Here is a 22,552-nt window from a genome sequence, read left to right as displayed (position 1 = left end):
AACCGCCTACACCAACGGGCCGTCCAGCAGTAAAGTTCTGAATTGAAACTACCGTGCGGCGAGGGAGAACGAAGTTACTGAAGAGAGTGCAAACGGCCCGGACCGGCAACTTGCAGCCCTTGCTGGAATCGACTTGAACCTGCTGGTACCACTCCTCGCGTTGCTGGAGGAGGCCAGCGTAACCCGGGCTTCCCAGCGAGTAGGGCTTTCCCAGCCCGCCATGAGCCACGTTCTGCGCCGGGCAAGATCGGTGTTGAACGACGATTTGCTGATTAGAAGTGGAACCGGCATGCTGCTCAGCCCCCGGGCTGAGCGACTCCTGCGGCCCCTGCGCGACGTACTGCGGGGTGTGGGTGATGTTGTGGGCCTTCCGACGTTCCGGCCGGAATCCGATTCCCGGACTGTCAGCATCTCGGCGTCGTCCACCACCGCTTACATCGTCGGGCGACCTCTGCTGCGCCATCTCGCATCCGCGGCTCCCCACGTGACGCTGCGGATGTCAGTCACTCCTGCGCTGTTCAGTGAGTCGCTTTTCAGCCAAGACAACATCGATTTAGCGCTCCTCGCCGACAGCCTAACCACCACTCACCCACGGAAACGTTTGTACACGGACGAGTGGGTGGTTGTACTGGCCAAAGTCGGTCCACGGGACGTCCTGGATCGTGAAGGAGGGGGCAAGGTCATCAGTCCGGAGGCCCTCACCTCACGGCCGCATATTGTTTTCGACTCAAAGCTTCGGACAAGTCCATATGCGCACATGGACCGGTTATCCATGTCCCGCCGTGTGGTCGCGCGCGTCAGCGACTTTCTCCTGATTCCTCATCTGATCTCTGGTTCAGACGCTCTGGCAATCGTTCAACGCAGGGTGGCTGAGCGGCTGTGCACGCCCTTGGGTCTAAGCCTCCTGGGGCTACCGTTCGAAAACCCCTCCCTGGGTATAGACATGGTCTGGAATCCCAGGCTCGCGAACGATCCTATGGTCGGCTGGTTGCAGGGAGAGATCGAACGGATTGCTAAAGGTCTCGACGCCCCGGATCGCAGCCACTAAATTCGCGTGATAAATAAGGGAAATTCATAATATTCATTTGACGCATAGTGCAGCCTAGGCTGGAATTGATTCGGGAGGAGCGGGAGCGCCCACCCGATCAACAGCAGCGACGCCAATGGAGGCACACATGGACGATGCAGTCGTCATGAAGCTCAGGTCGGCCTCACCGCCGGCAATGTTCTTGACAGAGCTGGCCGCGTGTTTGTCCCTCCCGGTGGCTGAAGTTGAAGAAGCCTGCGAACGCCTCAACGGCGTGCATACCCTCACCATCGGATTTACCTCGCCCGACCGGCACTTGGACGGGGACTTCCGTGTCGTCGCCCTGCTCGCAGAGCCCGGGCACCTTGGCGGGCGATCTTCCGCGATCCGCGCAGCCGATACTACGTGGAATGCCTGGCTTCGCGAGTTCCAGTCTGCCCACCGGTGCGGCTGAGCTCCTGCTCCCGGCCAGAATCCCTGCACTCAACATATTAAGGAGAAGCTCGTGAGCACACGAGTTGCCGTTGACATCGGCGGAACATTCACCGATGTCGTCGGATTTGATGAAGCCACGCGCAGCATCGTCGTCGGCAAGACACTAAGTACCCCCCGTGACCTGATTGAAGGTATCGCCACGGGGCTCGACGCCTCTGGAGTCGCCTTCAGTGACCTGGAGTCCATCGTTCATGGAAGCACAGTCGTGATCAATGCCCTGATCGAGCGGAAAGGGGCGAAAACCGCGTTGATCACCACCCGTGGCTTTCGGGACATCTACGAGATCGGCCGGATCAACCGCCCCGATGCATTCAACCTCGACTTCGAACAGCACCGGCCACTGCTTCCACGAGAAGCCGTCTTCGAAGTAACTGAGCGCCTTCGGTCTGACGGCGCCGTCCGCACAGCCTTTGCAGAGCAGGAAGCCCGCGACGTGGCCCGGGAGATCGCTGCTTCCGGATTCGAAGCCGTGGCAGTGACCTTCCTCCACGGCTACCGAAATCCTGAGCATGAAGTACTCATGGGCCGCATTCTCAAGGACGAAGCTCCCGACGTTTACGTAACGCTGTCGCATGAGCTCAGCCGGGAATACCGGGAGTTTGAACGCACATCAACTGCGGTCGCCAACGCCTTTGTCGGTCCGGTCGTCAGCGAATACCTTGGCCGCTTGGAGCATCGTATTGAAAGCGCCGGGGCAACGGGTTCGCTGGCGATCATGCAGTCCAACGGTGGCCTGTCGGACGCTGGCACCATTCGCCGGCAAGCGGTTCAGATGATGGAATCCGGCCCCGCAGGCGGTGTAGTGGGAACCATTGAGCTGTGCCGGCAGATCGGCTATCAGGATGCAATCGCATTCGACATGGGCGGCACCACTGCTAAGGCATCAGTCATTCGTGACCTTACCTTCCCGAACGCTGCCGAGTATTTCGTCGGCGGATACGTCCGCGGCCTGCCAATCCGGATCCCCTGCCTCGATATCGTCGAGGTTGGCACCGGAGGTGGAAGCATTGCCTGGGTGGATGCCGCTGGCGGCCTTCATGTCGGTCCCCGGAGCGCAGGTGCTGAGCCCGGTCCGGCGTGCTACGGCCTGGGAGGCACGAATGCCACGGTAACTGACGCCGCCGTCGTGCTGGGCATCCTGTCCCCGTCCGGACAACTTTCTGGGGGGCTGGAACTTGATGGTGCGGCAGCACGCAGAGCCGTAGCCACGGCTGGGGACGGCGTTGGGCTCGGCGTCGAGGAGACGGCCGGGGGCATCCTGGCCATTGCAGCAGCCTCAATGGCAAATGCGGTAAGGGCAGTTACCACTGAGCGTGGATTGGACCCGCGCGACTTTGCCCTTTTTGCCTATGGCGGGAATGGGCCGGTGCACGTCTCGCTCGTGGCCCGTGAACTGGGTATCACACGCGTCGTGATCCCCCCGGAGCCGGCAGTGTTTTCCGCGCTGGGGATGCTCATGGCCGACCTCAGGCACGACGTAGTACTCACTGATGTACGGGCCCTTAACGCCGTTGATCAGGACGTCCTCGAAAGCGACCTGAGCGCCCTTGAAGCTTCAGCCCGTTCCGCTATCGAGCAAGGCGGAGTCGGGTATAAGGGGCTTTCCTTCCTCCGCGCGGCCGACATGCGTTACGTCGGCCAGGAGCACTCGTTGACGGTACCAATCCCTGATCTCACCGCCGGAGGTAAGGAACTTCTCAAACAAGCCTTCGACGAGGCCCATCTGGAACGGTTCGGGCACAGCGCTCCTGAAGAGCGTGCTGAGCTGGTGAGCCTCCGGGTGTCGGCCGTCGGTTCCATCGATCGGCCCGAGTTCGTTAGCGTGGGCCGAGGGGAAGCTGAACCGTCCGCTGCAGCCCAGACCGGATCACGCCTGGTCCGCTTCGATTACAGGGACGAACCGGTTGAAACTCCTGTCTATGATCGTGGCGCGCTGCTCGCCGGCAACCGCATTATCGGTCCTGCGGCGATTGAGGAGCTTACCACCACAACACTTGTCCGGCCTGGTGACGCCATCGAGGTCGACGACGCCGGCAACCTTCTCCTCACGATTGGAAAGCCATGACTAATCTCCTTCAAGAGCCTGCCGCTCTGGGTGACGTCGAGCGGCAAGGGCTTGATGCCATCACCGCTGAGATCATCCGCGGCAACCTCGTTGCCATCACCGAAGAGATGAAGACCAATCTCATGCGGACCGCTTATAACCAGATCATTTATGAATCCCAGGACTTCACGGTTGGTCTGTTTGATGCGGAGGGAAACACTGTCTCGATCGGTCTTGGTCTTCCAATGTTCGTAGGGGGGCTCTCCGAAGCCGTTCGGACAAAAATTGCCCACTACGGTTACGAGAACATCCACCCCGGCGACATCCTGCTGACCAACGATGCCTACATCATGGGAAGCCACCTCAACCACATGATCTTTACGCTGCCGATCTTCCATGAGGGCCGGATCGTTGCGTTTGCGGCGTCCATGGCGCATTGGTTGGACGTTGGGGGTGTCCTGGGTGGAACTACCACGGACATCTATTCCGAGGGCCTCCAGGTACCGATCGTCAAAATCTTCAAAGGCGGCGTACAGGACGACGAAATCACCCGCATCATCGAAACGAACGTCCGGTTTTCCGACTTCGCGCTCGGTGATCTCCGGGCCCAGGTTGCTGCCGTAAGGACAGGCGAGGCCCGTATGCAGGGACTTCTGGAACGCTACGGCGCCGAAGTCGTGATCCAAAGTTTCTCGCAAATGTATGACCGCAGCGAACGACTGGCCCGTGACGCCGTAGCCCGAATTCCCGACGGCGAATACTTTGCCGAAACCACAATGGACGACGACGGCGTTGAACTAAACCGGCCTGTACCAATCCGCGTCCGCGTGGTGGTCGAAAACGACAACATGACCGTTGACCTGAGCGAAGTGAGCCCCGAAGTTGCCGGCTACTACAACTCCGGCATGACAGCTGGCCGCTCAGCCGTGCAGCTTGCCTTCAAGGCCCTCACATCACCAACCGAGGTCCCCATCAACGAAGGCGCCCTCCGTGCCGTGAACATCGTCCTGCCCCCGGGAAGCGTGGTCAGCGCCCTCAAACCGGCAGCCATGAGATGGTGGATGACCTACCCCATGACAGTGGTCGACTGCATCCTTAAAGCCCTTGCCCCTGTGGTGGAAACCGGAGGAATAGCAGGCCACCACGCCGACCTGGCTGTCACCACGATTTATGGCAATGATCCCGTCACCGGCCGACTTTACCTATTTGTCCCCGCTCCTCAAGGTGGCGGCTGGGGTGCCACACGATTCAAAGACGGTGAAAGCGCCACAATTTGCATCAATGATGGAGACACTCACAACGTGCCCATTGAAGCCAACGAAGCAAAGTACCCGTCAGTCGTGGCAGAGCGGTATGAACTTCGACAGGACTCAGGCGGCGCGGGACAGAACCGGGGAGGCCTCGGCACGGTGCAGGAGTGGGAGCTAGAGGCACCGGGCAAGCTCAACTCCTTCATCGAACGCACCAAGAGCGCACCCTGGGGCATTGCAGGCGGCTCGGAAGCACTGCCAAACAAGATCTCGCTCCAGCGTTCCGGTGAAGGCATCACAGAATTCAGCAACGGCAAACTCGATAGTCTTCCGCTGAAATCAGGAGACCGTTTGATCGTCGAAACGGGTGGTGGCGGAGGCTACGGTCCTGCAACCGAGCGCCCTGTCGAGCGCGTCCTGCGGGACGTGCGTGCGGGCTACGTCTCATTGGCCGCCGCAAAACAGCAGTATGGCGTCGTCATCGATGTCAGGGCAGACGGTGCGATGGTCCTCAATATCGCTGCCACCGAGCACGCCAGGAAAGCACTGAAAGAGGAAACCTCATGAAACAGTTCGGATTCGCTACCGCCATCATCTCCGGCAACGAAGAGCTCGTAGTCCTCGTCGAGGACCAGGTGGCTACTCTGTCGGCTCTCGTTCCCGGGGCTCCCGATAGTTTTGATGCGCTCTTCAACGAATGGGAGACCATGGTCAAGGTGGTGGGGGCTGCGCTTGAGGATAATCCACAGGTCGACTGGCTCAGCGCTGGCATGACCGAGTTCGGAGTTCCAGGTACGGCACGCCCGAGCATCTACTGCGCCGGGGCCAATTACAGCGACCATGTCGCCGAAATGGGAGGAACTGACCCGGGGCCTCCCTTCCACTTTGTTTCACCGGTAGGCGTGCTGAACACCCACGGCGCCAACGTCATCCGACCTGCAGGCGTGCAGAAACTGGACTGGGAAGTCGAGCTCGCAGTGGTCATCGGACGGGACGCTCGCAACGTTTCCCGCGCTGAAGCGCTCAGCTACGTAGCCGGTTATACGATCGCCAATGACGTCTCGGCCCGCGATGACCAGATGTTCCATCCGGTGTTCGGAATCGACTGGATGTTTGCCAAGAATGGTGAAGGACAGACACCGGTTGGACCGGCGATCACCCCTGCAGCGTTCGTTCCTGACCCCTCCGCTCTTACTCTTTCTCTCAGCGTCAATGGTGTTGTACGTCAGGATTCACACACCAGCCGGCTGATCGTCGATGTTGCCCAGCAAATCGAGATGCTGAGCAGGTACATCACCCTCCGCCCCGGTGACCTGATCCTCACCGGCACCCCTGCCGGTACAGCCGCCGCCCACGGCGTCTACCTCAACGACGGAGACGTCGTTGAAGCAAGAGTCGAAAAACTCGGTGCACTAACCAACACCATCGCCGGTTAGGCACCCTTGGCGGGGGCAGGAAAACAAATCCTGCCCCCGCCACGGCCAGTCACCCAGCAGCAAGCAAGAGACACAGGAAAGCGAATCACTTTCCGAGCGTTCAAAGGAGCACGCAATGACTGAAAACCAACGCGCGGGGACTTCCCTCACCGCTGGTATTCCCGATCCCATAAAAGCAGAGGCAGACATGGCTGCCCGGCTTGACCGGATCCCTACAGGCCCTTTCCATGTGAAGCTCGCGAGCTTCCTCGGCACCGGAACATTCTTTGACGGGTTCGATGCCCTCAGCGTCGCCGTCGTCCTTCCACTTATAGTCGCAACATTCAAAATTAGCTTCGCCGAAGCAGGCCTGATCATCTCTGCCGGCTACCTCGGGCAGTTCCTCGGCGCAATTGTCATCGGAGCCCTGAGCGACAAACTTGGCCGCCGCAACGCTTTCGTAATTTGCCTCGCAGTCTTCGGACTCCTCGGCATCGCATGCGCATTCGCATGGAACGCGCAGAGCCTCCTGGTCTTTCGACTCATTCAAGGCATTGGCCTAGGCGCAGAGGTACCAGTGGCCGCGACACTTATCAACGAATACCTTGGGCGAAAAAGCCGAGGACGCATCTCGATCATCTACCAATCCACGTTTAGCTGGGGTCTGTTCTTTGCCCCCCTTGCTGGCCTCATGCTAACCACCACATTGGGGCCAGAAACTGGCTGGCGCGTCCTACTGTTCCTGGGCGGACTCCCGCTGCTCGTCGCTGTTTGGGCGTGGTTCGCACTCCCGGAGTCAGCCCGCTGGCTGGCCAGCAAGGGGCGGATCACAGAAGCCGAAGCGTACGTCACGAAAATGGAACAAGAAGCAACCGCTCGTGGCACCGTCCTGACCGACCCGGAGTACTCGGAAATCGTGTCCAAGGCCGTCCAGTTCCGCCCATCCGAGCTTTTCCGCGGTCAATACGGGAAGCGGACTGTGATGCTCGCCACCGTGTGGTTTTTCGCCTTCTTCGTTATATACGGGTACTCCGTCTGGCTGCCAAGCCTCTACGTTTCCATCGGTGGCCTGCAGCCAGCGTTCTCGCTGACGCTCACAGTGATCCTCGGCGCCGTCCAACTCGTCGTTGTTTACCTCACCGCGTGGCTGGTGGAACTGATAGGGCGAAAAACCCTGCTGCTCACCGGATTGGGCATCGGTGCTCTGGGTGGCCTATTCGGAACAGTCGTCGTAGGAGTTATGGGATTCACCACGTGGCCCTACCTGTTCACAGCCGGTCTCATCATCGCAATCGGAATGACCGTTCCGGCCGGCGTCCTGTACCTCTATACAAGTGAGCTCTACCCGACCCGAATGCGGGGCTTCGCCACATCGAGCGCCAGCAGCCTTAACCGCATAGCCAGTGTCCTCTCCCCCTTCATCATCGGGTTCCTGATCACGGCAGCTGGCGGCGCCACCACCATATTCGCCCTTTTCGCCGCCGGAGCAGTTATAGCTTTCCTGGCCGTGGCTATCGGCGGGATTGAAACCCGTGGACGCCGCCTCGAGGAGATTTCCGCCTAACGAAGTAGCTACGCTCTTGGGGTTGAGTCCTCTCCTGTGACTCAACCCCAAAAGCGTCCAATAGACACGCCTTCGAATAGTTGTAGAGACCAAGCAACTGCCCGAGGACGTCGACGCTGACCAACGCTAAGGGGTGCGTCACCCCCCGCCCATTACCAATCTCGGTTCCCGCTGCAGGCCCCGGCAGCTGATGGTGTGTCTGGATTGCGGGGTCGCGGCGCCCGGCAGCGGCCGGCGCCTGCAGTTCCGGTTCCCGCATAATGTGGCCGGATCTGTGGCAGCTATGAATGACCTGGGCTCGGGTAGCTGCGCCGTAAAAACGCTACTATCGCTGGCCTGACCCGCCAACTCGGGGCCGCGGAAGACGCTGTAGCAGGCCATCAATCCGGCGCTGGAACGAACGTCGGCGAGGTGCCGCGACGGCGAAACCAGCCTTTGCGGCGAACCAAACCGCTTCACCGCATTCACTCGCTCGGGGTCGACGAGCACAGTTGGCACCACGTGGACCCGCGGCGACGCGGACCGAAGGAGCGGCCAATCTAAGTCGGGACGGGCGGGGCCGGGCCGGCACCAGGCTGCTGAATTTAGTCCCGGGGCGGTCGAGGTAGGCCTACCAGGATTGGCTCTCCAAGCAAGGTGAGGCGTTTCGGAGGAATATCTAGGTCCCACCTTTGGATCTGGTGACTTCAAAAGCATGGCCACCAAATTCATCCGCATCGACGACTGGACCGCACTGACCGGGGCCACCGCCGTCATCAAGATCCACGGCACCCCCGTCTGCACAGGAACGGTCGACGCCGTCACCGCAGACGGAAACATCCTCTGGGTCCAGCCGGCGGTCGGCAGCAGAAGACAGTACGAAAAAACAGGAGCCTGCGCGGCTTGGGTTGATGACCACAACCTGGGGCTGCACTACCGAGTAACCCACCCGCAGCGACAAGCCGCTATGAGCTCCCGAATCCTTAAACCTTCAGGCGCTCGGCCCTCCACGTGACAGCAGGTGGCCTACTCATAGCTTTTTCTCAAGGAGCCCACCCACCTGACCACACGGGTTTGACACCCTTGTTTCAGGAAGAAGAAATCATGAGGATAGCTTCCAGGCAGGTCAGGTGGAAGGCGATGAATCTACTGCCCGTCAGTGACTCCGGTACGGACAGCGGCAAGAGTTGTTGCACGCCGCCCCGCAATCCCTTCCAGCCCAGCCACACCCTCAAATTGGAATTAGTCACGTAGGGCACACCCAACGGACGAAACGGATTCCCTATGGGTAGGCAGCACCATGAAGCAGCTGGAGGTAAGGGAAATCCTTGCCCGCTGCTTTATAAGAAGGGTGACGACCCTCCACCAGCGCGCGCGGAGGTAGCGGTGAGTAGGAAACCGCTCCGTGCGGAGGAAGTTGATGTCCCATCCGATGATGCTGGGACAGTATGGCTCAGGAGCAGAACAATGAAACCCCGTACTCAGCGACGGCAGCACGCGGGCGAGGACAAACGATCCCCCCTCCCGCAGCAGCACTCCCAGCCTGAAATTGTTGTCGTGGTCCTTGGCGTAATGTATCCAAGTGTCCTCCCCCAGCCTGTCGACGCTCCAAACCGCCCTGACTTGCCACTTTTATCTTTCGAGCTAGACACCGCTCGGCAAAGCACGGATGTCATCTTTCACGATCCATTTTCTCCCCTAAAAAACTTTGATGAGGCTTCCCTAGCCTCAAATTATGGAAAGAAACACAAGGGCAGAGGATACGAAAATCACGCGGAGGCACAGAAAGCTGTTGCCCGCGATCTGACCTTGCTTTTGGCGGAAACGCGGGCAACTCCCACCAGATCTCAGCAGCCATCACATTCAGGCACTACTCACGGGGACATTATTCAAGGAGCGGATTGGAAAGACCTCAGACCGGGTCATGAGGTTGAGGTGCTCGACGACGGTCTGGTTATTGCACGTGGGCTAATTGAACACCTGTCTTGGGATCAAGGCATTATCCGACTCAAGCTCTCTTATGGAAGAGGTAGACGAACGTACCGCCGGAGGGACGGCTGGCAGGTTCGTACTGTCTGCCAGAATGGGCCAACCCAGTCGGGGAAGAGCACCACCTTTTAGCTGCAGTTTCCGGAGCGTGGGGGCTGGTGTACTCAGTCAGTAGGTTGGTTGCACCTGCTGATGGGTGGTTTTCCTCCGAGGCTACCGTGTGGCCGGTGGTTGTTGTAGAAGTGTAGCCATGGCTGCAGGGCTTCAGTGCGTGCCTGGTTCGAGGTGAAGGGTTGGCGGTAGGCCCAGCCTTCTTGCAGGGTGCGGTTGAAGCGTTCTGCTTTGCCGTTCTGCCAGGGGTGTCGGGGTTTATTCAGGATGTGCTTGGTTCCCAGCTGGGCCAGGGCGTTTTGGAAGTCCCGGGAGAGCCGGTAGGCGAAGGCGTTGTCGGTCATGACGCGTTTGACCGGTGCTCCGTGGGCTGCCATGGCCACTGCCGCCCGGGTGAGGAATCCGGCGCAGGTCGGGCCTTTCTCGTCGGGCAGGACCTCGGCGTAGGCGAAGCGAGTGTGGTCATCGACAGCGACATGAACGTAGTCGAATCCGACTCTTGCATGGCCTCTGGAGTGGTTACGGGCGGATTGCATAGGGTCCGCCCTCCAGCCGCCACCGTCAGGAATCCTGCCGAGTTTCTTGACGTCGATGGGGATCATGTCGCCCGGCGTGTCCCGTTCGTAGCGGCGGGCGGTGGCTCGGGAAGCCCGGATCCGGGCTCCCGTCACCGGGTCCAGGTCCCAGAGTTTCGGCATGCCGGAGCGGGCCAGAATCCGGGAGACCGTCCGGGGGCTGGTCCCGCGGCGCAAGGCCAGGTCCGTTGGGCCTTCGCGGTGTTCCACGCGTTGGGTCAGGACGTCGGCAACGACGTTTGCCGGGATTGCATGCGGGCATGACTTTGGTCTGGAGCTGCGGTCCTGGAGACCGTCCAAGCCGCGGGCACGGTACCGGTTGATCCAGCGGTGAGCGCAGGTTCGTGAGATACCCATTTCTTTGGCGACATGGGCAATCGGGCGGCCGGCCAGGACGCGTTCGACGAGGATCCGTCTACCGGTCGGGGTCAGGCGGGCATTACGGTGGAACATGAAGACCTCTTAGTCGTTGGCTGTGTGTGGTAACCACCAACCTAAGAGGTCTTCACCTATTCACGATGTAACCAACGTCCTGACCCAGTACAGCTAGGGACCATTAATCTGTTGGCCGTCCCACTCCTGTCCGTGGGGACCGGCCAACCGCCGCCACCTCTACTGTTAGCAGAAAGTTTGTCAGCGATGGTCGAAAAGTGAGCCATTTCGCGGGCTTGGCGCCTAGTGGTCGTTGCAACACCTGAGCTTTTAGGAGTTGCAATTGGGACAGATGAAACGACCACGAAAGTCACGGGGCGCCCCTCCAAAGAACGCTGCACGGGCTCACTATGATCAGCTGATGAAACAGGGAATGGGCAATTCCGAAGCGTGTCGAATCGTGGGAATTAGCCGTAGTTCCGGCACTCGATGGCGGCACGGCCACACAGTTGTACTGAGATCCGGCGACGTCAAGACGATCCCTCCCATCTCCCGTCTAAGACCAGCCGCGATTTCTGCCCGATTCCTCTCTGAGTCCGAGCGGATCACGATCGCGGACCTCCTGCATGCCGGGCGGAGCATTCGGGCTATAGCAATGGAACTTGGGCGCAGTCCGTCCACCGTGAGCAGAGAGATCCGCCGCAATATTCACGAACCCTTCGGCAACTACCGTCCGCGGACAGCACAGCGCAGCGCCGAACGTAGACGGAGCCGCCAGCGGACCGGAAAGATCGCGGCCAACCCGGAGCTGCGGGAGTTTATGCGTGAGCATCTGAAGCAACGCTGGAGCCCCCGCCAGATCAGCAACCGTCTACGCGCTAATTTCCCCGGACAACCCGAGATGCACGTCGTGCCCGAGACTGTTTATCAAGCCCTATATGGGCGCGGAAGCCTGGATCTGGCAGTGGACCCGGCCGTCTCGCTGCGCAGTGGACGGACCGGTCGCCGGCCGCGCCGCCGAAAGGAGCACCGGACCAGGCGTTTCCCGGACATGGTCATGATCCGGGACAGGCCCGCGGAAGTGACCGGCAGATTAGTACCAGGTCATTGGGAGGGCGATCTAATAATTGGGAAGGGCGGTCGCTCGGCCATCGCCACGCTGGTCGAACGGACCACGCGCTTCATCATTCTCGTGCACCTGGCAGGAAACCGCGGTGCTGAGAATCTGCGCGATCGGCTGGCTAATTCGCTGAGCCCGCTCCCGCCGCACCTGCGCCGTTCTTTGACCTGGGATCAGGGCACTGAAATGGCTTGCCACCAAAGTTTTTCTCGGCAGACGCATATTCCGGTGTACTTCTGTGACCCCACGAGCCCCTGGCAGCGCGGCTCAAACGAGAACACGAATGGCCTGCTCCGCCAGTACTTCCCGAAAGGAACAGACCTTGGCGTCCACAGCCCCGAACACCTCACCGGGTCGCAGATGAACTCAATCGCAGACCACGTAGAATCCTGAGTTGGCAGAGTCCCGCAGAACACCTGGCTAGACTGACTTCACCGACGATAGAACCATAAACCATTGCAACGACTGCTGAACTCCTCCAAGTGAAACAATCCGTACTCGACGCAGATGTGGATGGACTACATCGAAACGCTTAGACGACGGGCGGCGGCAAACGACGAGCACGGGTAATTGCCGGAAATAGGGCCCTTTCGGGGTTCTCCCCCACCTTTTTTCAAACGCCGATAAGGATATTATGTAAGGCTTAGGTCAGGAGGGGTGGAAAGAGGGCTCGAAAAGGCGCTTGTTTGCAGAAATGAGCATAAGTCAAAAAGTATTTGTGCTCTATGCTTCACAAGCATGCTGCCCGTGGCAAGGTGAAGTTCCGGTCAAACAACGGTTGATGCCTGCAGCTGCTAAGCGTTACGCCACGAGACATCGCTGTGGGCTGTCGAGCTCTTTTGATGCCTAATGCTCGGACCACTGCTAACAGCGGCGGAGTCGACACCATCTTCGCCCTGCTCGGAGCGCTGTTATCGGCACAGCCGGCATCGAGACCCGCACCCGTTCCCTGGAAGACATCCCCGCCTAAAGGTCGGCACGAAAGGCACTAGAACCATGAAACTGATCGGCGTACGTACCCCCGGTACCGACTACACCAGCATCGCCGTCGCCGAAGCCGACGACAGAGTCAGGGTCCTGACGACTCTGGAGGACTTCTGGGCCGACCCGGCACGCTGGCTGGAAAGCGCCCCGGCCCAGGGCCAGCTGCTCAGAACCGGAGACGTCCAGGTCGTCCCCCCGGTGCGTGCTGATGCCAGGGTGATCTGCATTGGGTTGAACTACCGTGCACATGTGGCCGAAGGAAGCTACAAGGATCAAGATCTGCCCCCGCACCCGACACTGTTCGCCCGCTGGACGCAGTCGCTGAGCGTGAACGGCCAACCAGCGCCGGTCCCGGCGAACGAGGCAGGACTGGACTGGGAGGGCGAAATCGCCGCCTACATCGGCCGGACTCTGGTGGACGCGGACGCCGAAACGGCACGGCAGGCCGTACTCGGTTACTCGACTTTCAACGACCTGACCTCCCGGATCGCGCAGAAGCTGACATCCCAGTGGATCCTGGGAAAGAACGGGGACAACAGCGGTCCGCTCGGCCCGCTCGTGACCGCCGACGAGGTCGGAGACCTCCGCGACGGTCTGCGCGTGCAGACCAGAGTCAACGGCACCACGGTCCAGGACGGCAACACCAAGGACATGATCTATGACCTCGGAGAAACCCTGTCGTTGATCTCGCAGACCTTCACCCTCCGCCCGGGCGACACTATCTGCACCGGCACCCCGGAAGGGGTCGGCTACGCCAGGAACCCCCAGTGGCTGCTGCAGCCCGGAGACGTCGTCGAAGTCGAAATCGACAAGCTCGGCGTCCTGACCACCCCGATTGTCGGCAACGACTACCGGCACAGGAGCACCCGATGAGCGCTTCGGCTGAGTTCCGGCAGTACTTCTACCCCCGGTGACCCCAGGATCGAGGAGCTCAAAGGCTTGGAGGCCAACCGATACCGTGAAGCGGCCAAAATGGACGCCTTCACCGGCGGCCTGATCCGTGGTTGGAGCCTCTGGATTTGCAACCTTCCGTGGCGTGCATTCCAGCCGGAGCAAACGCGTGCGGATCAACGGGGTTCTCCAGCGACAACATCGTCGGGCTCCCGGGCTTGATGAACGACTACAGCTACAACTCCGACACTTCCATTGAAAGGACTTCGGACAACTGCTCAGCTGGGCTGCAATCCACTCTCCGTGTCGTCTGCTGTCCAAGTTAGTGCTGCAACGACATGCCCCTCGTCGGGAAGGGCCTCTTGTTCTGAAGGCGGAATGTCCTGGATGCGTTCCATGTCGTGAAGCTTGGCTCGGCTATGGTCAATGAGGTCCGGCGCCGGGTCCAGCAGGACACGCTCGGGCATCGGGGCCGGAAAGGAGATCCGCTCTACGGGATCCGCAGGACCCTGCAGATTGGCGCCGAACACCTCACCGACAAACAGGCCGCCCGGCTGGACGCGAAACTCGCCCTTGGGGACCCGGACCACGAAGTAACCCTCGCCTGGCAGTGCTACCAGAAGCTTCGTCATATCTACCACGCCAGACCCGAGCGGGGCAGGGAACTCGTTAACGAGGTGATCGCCTCATTCCCGTCCTGCCCGATCCCGGAAGTCTCGAGACGCTCAAACAATGGAAGGCAGCGATCTTGGCCTACTTCGATACCTTTGGCGCGTCGAACGGACCCACAGAAGCGATCAATGGCGTCATCGAAACCACCCGCACAATCGCCCGCGGCTTCCGCAACTTCACCAACTATCGACTCCGGTGCCTAATGGCCGCTGGCGGCCACCGCCCCTCCCGGATCAAAAAGACAAACCATGCCTAAATGCGAAGAGCCGCCCATCCACGGAAGGAATTCTATTTCGCGACCCCAGCTGAGGTGCGGGACGTACTGGTGGAAAAGTCGGGAACCTTCTGGAATTCAGCGAACAACCGGACGCCACCGAGTACCTTCAATCCATCAAGCGACCGGGCGAGGGTGCCCAGGATGCGGGTTCCGGACGCCCCGAGCGGGTGGCCCATCGCGATGGTCCCGCCGTGCCGGCTCGCGATCGTGGGGTCGATGCCCGAGGCGCTGATGCACGCCAGGGACTGCGCGGCAAAGGCTTCGTCAAGTTCAACGGCGCCCACCTGGTCCCAGCCTATGCCCGCCTTCGCGCGGGCCTTAGCAGCCGCTTCCACCGAGGCGAACCCGAAGTACTGCGGATCGTTCCCGTGCGTGCCGCGGCCCGCGATCCAGCGCGCGCGTATCGTGACGCACTTGCGGCGGCCTGCACAGATCCGCCAACCGGAAAGGACATCAGACTGGCCGCAAGATCGGGGCGGGCATTCATTCGGAGGGCCTTACAGGACAACGGTGTGGTTGCCATGGCGGATTACGCGGTCCTCACAATGCCAGTGCACGGCGCGCGAAAGTACATGTCGCTCGACATCCGCGCCTCTTCGCTGAAGGTCTGCCGCGGTGTCGACGTGGCTGACCCGAACGACGTCCTGTTCGATAATCGGCCCCTCATCAAGTTCCTGTGTCACATAGTGGGCGGTGGCTCCGATGAGCTTCACTCCCCTCTCCTTGGCCTTGTGATAAGGGCTCGCACCGATGAAAGCAGGGAGGAAGGAATGGTGGATGTTGATCACCGGCACACCGACCGCGTCAAGGAAGCCAGCAGAGAGGATCTGCATGTAGCGGGCCAGGACAACTAAGTCTGCGTTGCCCTGAATAAGCTCGATGATCCGCCGCTCGGACGCTGTCTTGTCCGGTCCGGTCTGCGACGGAATGTGGAAGAACGGAATGCCGAACGAGCGCACATCTTCGGCCATGTCAGGGTGGTTAGAGATGACCATCGGGACCACCATGGGAATTTCACCGCGACGTTGCCGCCACAGGAGATCCAAGAGGCAGTGATCGGATTTGGAAGCCAGGATCACCACACGCTTCGGGACGGACCGGTCCGCCAGCCGCCACGACAGCCCGAATTGCCCGCCCAGGGTCTCGTCAAAATCTCTCTCGATGTCACCGCGGTTTGCCCGGAAGCCGTCGAGGTGGAATACAGTCCGCTGGAAGAAGTTCCCACCCTGCGGGTTGTCCGAGTACTGGTCGAGGGACACGATATTGGCGCCGTAGTGCGCGAGCAGATTCGAGATCCCCGCGACTATTCCCGGACGGTCCCTCCCTTCCACGACCAGCACTCCGTCATCACACGTGGTGCTCAAAGGCGGCGGCGCTACCGCTACTGCCATGTCGGTCATACCGCCACCTCCTGAGCGAAGTTCCGGGCCCACCGGCTGGTGGCCGGAACGCCACCGAATGTATAAAAGTGCAGTTGAACCTGGCCATGAGCGGAAGGGTCAAGTCTCAAGGCGAGCTCCCGGAGAAAACGGTCAGGTCCAGCAGTGCCCAGCAGGTTGGTGATGGAGAACCCGTACTTCTTGGCAATTCCCGCGCTGGAGGCCACACCGAACCGAGCGGCGAACGTGACGAGGCGTTTCACACCGGCCGGACCAGGGACGCCAATTCGGATGGGAAGATCTATTCCCCGGCCGCGGACCTGCTCGATCCACGCGATCGCCGGATCGATGTCGAACCCGAACTGGGTGATGATGGTTCCCGACATCCCATGTTCCCGAAGCGCCTTGACCTTGTCCTCGAGCGCGGACCAGAGCAATTCCCGCGAGATATCGGGATGTCCCTCCGGGTAGCCCGCGATCGAAACGTGTTCGACGCCGTAGTCCTCCAAAAGACCCGATCGGATGATCGCAAGCGAGTCGGCGTATGGTCCTTCAGGGTGATGCGGATCCCCGCCGACACTGAAGACATTCCGGCTTGCACCCTGTGCCTGGAGGGCGGCGAGGAACTCCTCGAGCTGGGCGCTGCTCGAAATGCGACGGGCAGAGATGTGGGGAACAGGAACCAGCCCGCTGTCCCGGACCGCCTTGGCAGCAGTCACCCTCATCTTCAGGTCCTCGTTGCCAAGGAACGTGACGTTCATCCTGGTGCCCGGCACCAGGATGGGCGCAGCCTCGAGTAGTCCGGGTACATCCTTGCCCGTCATCTCGAGTGAGAAATCATCGATCAGCTGGCGCAGGGGAATCGGCACTGGTTCTCCTTTTGTAGGGTTCGGCGTTCGAGTTCGGCTCAGCTGACGGTCGTGGAGGTGCGCCAGCCGCCTTGGTACTGTGTGCGGGCGACCTCGGAGTACGGTGAGGGCGAGACGACCACCCGAACGCGCGTCTGCTCATGCCGCTCCACGTTGAGTTTGCGGCTCCCACCGTTCGGTTCCCCCCAGACAAGCTCAAGCTCGGCTCCTTCCGGGACATCAGGGTTGACGGTGCCAAGTGACATTACCCGCCGCTCGTTCGCGGTGTAGCCGATGTTGTTGAGCGACAATCCAACCAAGTCGCCGGCGCCGTCGACAACGGAGTCGTAGCCCGAGAATCCGTAATTGCCGAGCGGAAGTTCAAGGTACTTGTACTGGGGTCCGTCCACGTCGACTGTGGAGGCGAGGATCCGGGCGACATCCTCCGCGTTCCATGCCAGCGTCACCTTGCGACGTTGCACTGCTGGATCGATCTGTTCCAGGGCGTCGCGGCCGATGAAGTCGTGGTCGAACTTCACAAACGATCCGTAGCCAAGGTTCCATGGGTTTAGGTAGTAGTCGTCGACCTTGTCGGGTACGTGGGATCCGGAGACTGCCAGTCGTGCCTCGTAGCTGTCGACCGGGAGCCACTCACGATAGGCGCGCAGATCTTCACCGGTGTATATGGCAGGCAGCGGCGCGGGTACCCACCCGGACTCGATAGCGGCCGGCGGGTAAGCGCGGGAGCCGACCGGAACAATACCGAATTCCGCTCCTGCCTCCAGGATTGCTTCACGCACCTTGTGGTAGGACTCGTGTGGACCCCAGATCTCAAGCCCTGGGGCGCCTGCCATGCCGTGGCGTAGGGTGCGGGCCTTTACCCCGGCAATGGTGATCCAGGACTGCCGGAAGAACTTGATTTGCTCGACCTGTCCGCCGTTGATTTTTTCGATGACCTGCCAGGCGAGAGGCCCTTGAATCTGGAAGCGCCAGTAGCGCCGGATGACCGGGCGGCCGAGCGGGTACTCGTATGAGCGCCGGTCCACATCGATGTCGACGTCATAACCCCCAGTTTCGGCATTGAATAGCAACCAGTTTGCCGCAGGTGAGCGGCCGACGAACATCATGTCGTCCTCCGCCTCGCGGTGGATGATGCCGTCGCCGATGACGAAGCCGCGGCTGTTGACCGCGATGTACTGCTTAGCGGCGTCAACGGGGAAGTTGCTGGATGTGATCGCAGTGTCGGAAATAAGACGGTGAGCGTCCTTGCCCCGAATGTACAGGGCGTCCATGTGGTGCGTCTGGTCCATCAATACCACCGATTCGCGCCAAGCGCGCTGCTCGTCACGCCAGTTGTGGAACTCAGGTGCGACCACCGGGTGCGAGATATACGGCAGAGTGCGCGAGTTGTGAAGCAAGTCGACGATGTTGGAGTTCTCGTCAATAAGTTGCTGAAGATTCTGCGGAGACATGAGGAACCTCTCTGTTCAGGATGAATGTGAATGATGAATGTGAATGATGAACGTAGTCGCGGTGCTCCTTCGCACTGCTGGAGGTGCTCAGAGGCCGACCGAAGGGTAATCCTTTCCCAGCCAGTGGCTCATGTTGGCAGCCATCTCACGCTGGAAGGACAGCGGACCTGATCGCGCTTCATACTCCGCGTCGAACATGCCCATAAAGACCTGCAGCAATGGGAAGTAATGGGCGCCGAGGGCGAATAGCGCCTGGTAGCTCTGAGCGGCCAGCGCCTCCCGCTCCTCGTGGGTGAAAGAGTGCCAGCTGATGCGCTCGACACAGATGTTTTTGTCCATCCACGGACCTATCTCGCGCTCCCACCGCTCGACGGTGCCCCGTGGGTCCGATTTGTAGGCCTCCAGCAATTCAGGGTTACGATCGGCCTGGTATAGGAACTTGTTAACCAGCAAGCGACTCATCGTGGATCTCCCTCCGGGTACCAGGTGAAGTAAGCCTCTGTCGTGTGGAAAAGCTCCAGCGAGTCGGCATAGTCAGCGGGCTGTTCCCCAGCGACTCCTAGCATGAGCACCAGGTCGAGGAATCCAGCAGTTGCATTTCCGGCCCGGAGCAGGGATTCATAGGTCACGTTCGCCAACACCGATTCGACGTCTCCTTCGGTGAGCCAGCGGATCGCCCTCCGGTCGAACTCGAGATCCGGCGCAGTCTCCTGGAAGCCGCGCGGCCCACCGAGTTCGAGCGACAGGTGCCCGCTGCCGATGATTGCCACTCGCTGATCGCTTGGCCAGGCTTCTACAGTTGCCCTGATCGCACGACCGAGATCATAGAACCGCTGAGCAGTGTGCAACGGCGGAGCAAAGATGTTCGTCAGGATCGGCACGACCGGCAAGTCACCCGCAGGTCGAGTGGTCACGACCGGGCAGATGATGCCATGATCAAGCTTCAGCTCGTTACTCACGGAGAAGTCGAAGCCTCGCTGCATCAGACCGTGCAGCAGGTGCCCGGATAGTTCTTCATGCCCGTCTAAAACATAGGTCGGCATTTGAAACAGCCGCTCCTCGTTATGGTAAGTCCCGTCATACTTCGGCTGCTTTCCGATCAGAAACGCCGGATAATTGTCATAGAAGAATTGATGGAAGTGATCCGCCCCGACGAGCACCAGAACATCTGGTTTTGCCGCCGTCAGGGTTTCCTCGTATGCCTCCACCTTTCGGCGCCACTCCGCAGCTTGCGGATGGCGCCGCTCGGGCGGAACAACGTGCGTCGCTTTGTAATAGAACGGATGGTGCGTCGTCGCCAGCACCGCTGCTACAGTCGCCATATTCAGCCTGCCTCTACGTTTTTGTCCGACCACGGGAGGTGGACGGCTTGGCGGTCCGCGTCCCGGTATGTCGATGAAGCGACAGCACGCGCTCCCTCCTCGCCGAGATGTCCCAGCAGCGGCCCTGCGGTCGGCGCCAGCGCGGACGCCTCACGCAGGTACTCAGTGCTCAGCCCCAGGTATTCGCTCATGAAACCTTTTCCTTTATCAACCATGGCGCAGAGCCGCATACGGGCCCGCGAGCCTCGGCGGGGAGTTTGCGACGAGGAAGCCAGCCAAGGTCCCTAGTCCGCATTAGCCCCGTCCCGGCGTGAGTCACTGATGTGGAAAGCTCACTCAAATTCAAAATTGCTTTTGTCCGCTGCACGGACAAGCCTCCGCTAGGCGGTATAGCTATTGAAAGCCAGGGAACACGATTCGTCAAGTAGGAGCTGTGGACCTCCCCCACCACGGGGCCGTCTGAGACCGTTGGGCGCGCGGATTCTTCGTCGAGACTTTCTTAGTCACAACAACCAGGTCACCGAGCCGGGGTGGTGCACTCACGCCCTGCGCCGGCACAGGAACTGTCAATGCGGGCCTCCCCCCGAGGATGCCTGCCCCGGCCACTGGAACCTCCACAGCAAACGGTTGTGCCGTTGCAGACTGGCATCTGGAACTCGTCGGCTTGCATCGGCCCGGTAGACCATATAGAGCCCCAATCAATTCGGCATGGCGTGTGGTAGCCCAGTTCGAGCTGCCAACTCCGGCTGGCGGGAGAATGTCGAAAAGCCGCGCTTCCCGGAGCAGGCCGATCGTGCCTTCTGAGATACGCCTGTCAGCGTCGGTTTGCGCTGCCCGCTATCGAAGCAAGGGGATCAGCGCTTCCGCGGCTTCGAGACCTGTGCCGCGCTAGCGGCCTGGACTTCGGTGTGGCGGGGAAAAACTTCTGAAGTTGGCGTATTCATGGGGGCCTCCTAAGCGTTTGGGCTATGTCTGTCAGGGGCAGAACTGAAGCCCTCTCAAGCTTACGAGGTCGAATGCTTGTTTGCTGGCGTGGTTGGGGGGCTACTTGACGAAAACAAGCCATAGCGAGAGTATCTACGGACAACAGTCCGTTTTACGGACACCACTTGTCGTGTGGTTTCAATAGTGCCCCGACATCGATACGGAACTCGTTGAGGAGAACACCGTGAACGCCCCCGCCAAAACCCTTCAGGACGTCATCGACTCGACGCCTGACTTTTTCGACTACCTCTACAATCGGCCAATTGGAACCCACAGTCGCACGACCGGCGGGCTTTCCCCGGTCCCGCCTGTGTGGTCGAACTGGCGCGAAGAGCAGCGGGCCTGGCGCGAATCTGCGGTCATCTTCGACCAGTCGCACCATATGCCTGAGTTGTTCATCTCAGGGCCTGATGCTCGCAAGCTGCTAAGCAAGGTCATGGTCAACAGCCTCGAGAACTTCGCCCCCGGGGTCGCCAAGCAGTTTGTCGCCACCAATTCCCGGGGACAGGTCATAGGGGAGTGCGTTGCGCACGACCATGGCAAGAAAGATGGTTATGAGCTAATCAGTGGCAAGCCCATTTTGAACTGGGTGGAATTCCAAGCGGAAAAGGGCGGTTATAACGTCAAGATAGAGCATGACGAGGCGACCTGGGACAATCCAACCGCCCGCCGCAACTTCCGGTTCGGCATGGATGGCCCGAACGCGTGGACAATCTTCGAAGAGGCAATCCAGACCGAGATTCCGGCGATCAAGTTTTTTCACACCGCCCGCGTGCGCATCGCCGGAGTCGACGTCCTAGCCCTGCGCCATGGAATGGCTGGCCACCGTGGGGTCGAGTTGTCAGGTCCCTACGCGGACGGCCCGAAGGTGCGGGCGGCGCTGCTCGCAATCGGAGAGAAGCATGGACTGCGCCCCGGCGGCGCTTCCACATACTTCAGTGCTGTGGCCGAGAGCGGGTGGATCTCATATCCGTTGCCTGCGATCTACACGGGAGCGGACGAGGCAGACTACCGGCAGTGGCTGCCGGCCGACTCATGGGAAGCACGCTTCCAGGTGGGAGGCAGTTACCGACCCGCCACTTTGGAGGAGTACTACGTAACTCCGTACGACCTCGGCCTCGGCCGCATCGTGAAGTTCGATCACGATTTCATCGGCAGGGAGGCACTTGAGTCAATCGCATCCTCGCCTGCACGGACCAAAGTCGCTCTGGAATGGAACGCCGATGACGTTGCCGGAATCCTGCGCTCACAACTCGGCGAGGGGTCGCGCTACAAGTGGATGGAATTTCCTAGCGCGGACTACTCTCAAATTCAACGCGATGAGGTGCGCACCGGAGACGGAGCCCTGGTGGGCCTTTCGACGCATACCTGCTACACGACGAATGAGAAGGCGCTCGTCTCCTCGGGCATCATTGAGACGGAATTCGCACAACCCGGAACTGAACTGATCATCACCTGGGGCGAGCCGAACGGCGGATCCTCGAAATCCTCCGTCGAACGCCATGAGCAGACTCAGGTCCGCGCCACCGTCTCGCCTGTACCTTTCTCGCGCACGGTTCGCGAGCTCAAGCATCAGACCACTGGCGCACACTAGGGAATAGACCAGATGCAGCGAGAACACCCTCGATCGGCGAGGTAAGGACTAACGCGGCATTTTTACCTCAACCCCCTTCCGGCGTCTGGGTTACTTGACGTAACGGCGATAAAGGAGCAGATTTGGTCGACCCTAGGAGTCCGGACTTTGTGGAGGCTATCGCCCGCGGGTTTTATGTCATCAAAGCC

At 60.3% G+C, this 22,552-nt stretch carries 16 protein-coding genes and 3 pseudogenes; 11 read left to right on the top strand and 8 right to left on the bottom strand.

What is annotated here, in order from left to right; genetic code table 11:
- The first annotated feature begins 133 nt into the window (after nucleotides 1–133).
- The 7 genes from AC5RTE_RS04335 (at nucleotide 134) to AC5RTE_RS04305 (ending at nucleotide 8,789) form a co-directional block, all read left to right on the top strand.
- Complete coding sequence (locus tag AC5RTE_RS04335; protein ID WP_494040174.1) at nucleotides 134–1,048, top strand: LysR family transcriptional regulator; 915 nt, start codon at nucleotides 134–136, stop codon at nucleotides 1,046–1,048.
- A gap of 127 nt (nucleotides 1,049–1,175) precedes the next feature.
- Nucleotides 1,176–1,481, top strand: a complete 306-nt coding sequence (locus AC5RTE_RS04330) for a hypothetical protein (protein WP_494040173.1) — start codon at nucleotides 1,176–1,178, stop codon at nucleotides 1,479–1,481.
- A 51-nt stretch (nucleotides 1,482–1,532) separates the two neighbouring features.
- A complete protein-coding gene (locus tag AC5RTE_RS04325) occupies nucleotides 1,533–3,587 on the top strand; it encodes a hydantoinase/oxoprolinase family protein (RefSeq protein ID WP_494040172.1) in 2,055 nt (684 codons plus the stop codon).
- A complete protein-coding gene (locus tag AC5RTE_RS04320; RefSeq protein WP_494040171.1) occupies nucleotides 3,584–5,383 on the top strand; it encodes a hydantoinase B/oxoprolinase family protein in 1,800 nt (599 codons plus the stop codon). The genes AC5RTE_RS04325 and AC5RTE_RS04320 overlap by 4 nt, the downstream gene beginning before the upstream one ends.
- The gene (locus tag AC5RTE_RS04315; RefSeq protein WP_494040170.1) at nucleotides 5,380–6,252 is read left to right on the top strand and encodes a fumarylacetoacetate hydrolase family protein; all 873 of its coding nucleotides are present in this window, start codon (nucleotides 5,380–5,382) and stop codon (nucleotides 6,250–6,252) included. Before AC5RTE_RS04320 ends, AC5RTE_RS04315 begins: the two co-directional genes overlap by 4 nt.
- A 115-nt stretch (nucleotides 6,253–6,367) precedes the next feature.
- Nucleotides 6,368–7,795: an MFS transporter gene (locus AC5RTE_RS04310; protein ID WP_494040169.1), complete on the top strand. Its 1,428-nt coding sequence runs from the start codon at nucleotides 6,368–6,370 to the stop codon at nucleotides 7,793–7,795.
- Nucleotides 7,796–8,489: 694 nt separating this feature from the next.
- On the top strand, nucleotides 8,490–8,789 hold the full coding sequence (locus AC5RTE_RS04305) for a hypothetical protein (RefSeq protein WP_494040168.1): 300 nt from the start codon (nucleotides 8,490–8,492) through the stop codon (nucleotides 8,787–8,789).
- 1,138 nt (nucleotides 8,790–9,927) lie between these two features.
- Here AC5RTE_RS04305 and AC5RTE_RS04300 read toward each other — a convergent pair.
- On the bottom strand, nucleotides 9,928–10,902 hold the full coding sequence (locus tag AC5RTE_RS04300) for an IS481 family transposase (RefSeq protein WP_494040167.1): 975 nt from the start codon (nucleotides 10,900–10,902) through the stop codon (nucleotides 9,928–9,930).
- 340 nt (nucleotides 10,903–11,242) lie between these two features.
- On the opposite strand from AC5RTE_RS04300, the pseudogene AC5RTE_RS04295 reads away from it, so the two are divergent.
- From AC5RTE_RS04295 to AC5RTE_RS04285, 3 genes and pseudogenes are all read left to right on the top strand, one after another.
- A pseudogene (locus tag AC5RTE_RS04295) lies at nucleotides 11,243–12,393 on the top strand (IS30 family transposase).
- Between the two features lie 544 nt (nucleotides 12,394–12,937).
- The gene (locus AC5RTE_RS04290) at nucleotides 12,938–13,798 is read left to right on the top strand and encodes a fumarylacetoacetate hydrolase family protein (RefSeq protein WP_494040166.1); all 861 of its coding nucleotides are present in this window, start codon (nucleotides 12,938–12,940) and stop codon (nucleotides 13,796–13,798) included.
- A gap of 398 nt (nucleotides 13,799–14,196) precedes the next feature.
- Nucleotides 14,197–14,744 (top strand): annotated as a pseudogene (locus AC5RTE_RS04285) (ISL3 family transposase); the annotation flags it as partial.
- 137 nt (nucleotides 14,745–14,881) lie between these two features.
- Here AC5RTE_RS04285 and AC5RTE_RS04280 read toward each other — a convergent pair.
- The 7 genes and pseudogenes from AC5RTE_RS04280 to AC5RTE_RS04250 form a co-directional block, all read right to left on the bottom strand.
- Nucleotides 14,882–15,154 (bottom strand): annotated as a pseudogene (locus AC5RTE_RS04280) (3-oxoadipyl-CoA thiolase); the annotation flags it as partial.
- A gap of 108 nt (nucleotides 15,155–15,262) precedes the next feature.
- Nucleotides 15,263–16,156, bottom strand: a complete 894-nt coding sequence (purU, locus tag AC5RTE_RS04275) for a formyltetrahydrofolate deformylase (protein WP_494040773.1) — start codon at nucleotides 16,154–16,156, stop codon at nucleotides 15,263–15,265.
- Between the two features lie 5 nt (nucleotides 16,157–16,161).
- Nucleotides 16,162–17,013: a methylenetetrahydrofolate reductase gene (locus tag AC5RTE_RS04270; RefSeq protein WP_494040165.1), complete on the bottom strand. Its 852-nt coding sequence runs from the start codon at nucleotides 17,011–17,013 to the stop codon at nucleotides 16,162–16,164.
- A gap of 38 nt (nucleotides 17,014–17,051) precedes the next feature.
- Nucleotides 17,052–18,464, bottom strand: coding sequence for a vanillate/3-O-methylgallate O-demethylase (gene ligM / locus AC5RTE_RS04265; protein WP_494040164.1), 1,413 nt, complete (start codon nucleotides 18,462–18,464; stop codon nucleotides 17,052–17,054).
- A gap of 87 nt (nucleotides 18,465–18,551) precedes the next feature.
- Nucleotides 18,552–18,926: a hypothetical protein gene (locus tag AC5RTE_RS04260; RefSeq protein ID WP_494040163.1), complete on the bottom strand. Its 375-nt coding sequence runs from the start codon at nucleotides 18,924–18,926 to the stop codon at nucleotides 18,552–18,554.
- Nucleotides 18,923–19,786 (bottom strand): DODA-type extradiol aromatic ring-opening family dioxygenase, encoded by an 864-nt coding sequence (locus tag AC5RTE_RS04255; protein WP_494040162.1) that lies wholly within the window; start codon nucleotides 19,784–19,786, stop codon nucleotides 18,923–18,925. The genes AC5RTE_RS04260 and AC5RTE_RS04255 overlap by 4 nt, the downstream gene beginning before the upstream one ends.
- Before the next feature lie 2 nt (nucleotides 19,787–19,788).
- Nucleotides 19,789–19,977 carry a hypothetical protein gene (locus AC5RTE_RS04250; RefSeq protein ID WP_494040161.1) on the bottom strand — a complete coding sequence of 63 codons (189 nt, stop codon included), beginning with the start codon at nucleotides 19,975–19,977 and terminating at the stop codon, nucleotides 19,789–19,791.
- 977 nt (nucleotides 19,978–20,954) lie between these two features.
- Between AC5RTE_RS04250 and AC5RTE_RS04245 the strand changes: the two genes are divergently transcribed.
- Nucleotides 20,955–22,364, top strand: a complete 1,410-nt coding sequence (locus AC5RTE_RS04245) for an aminomethyl transferase family protein (protein WP_494040160.1) — start codon at nucleotides 20,955–20,957, stop codon at nucleotides 22,362–22,364.
- Nucleotides 22,365–22,552 lie beyond the last annotated feature (188 nt).

It is taken from the genome of Arthrobacter sp. K41 (genome assembly GCF_059089645.1).
Note: the sequence above shows the minus strand (reverse complement) of the source record. Positions and strands in the feature narration are given on the sequence as shown.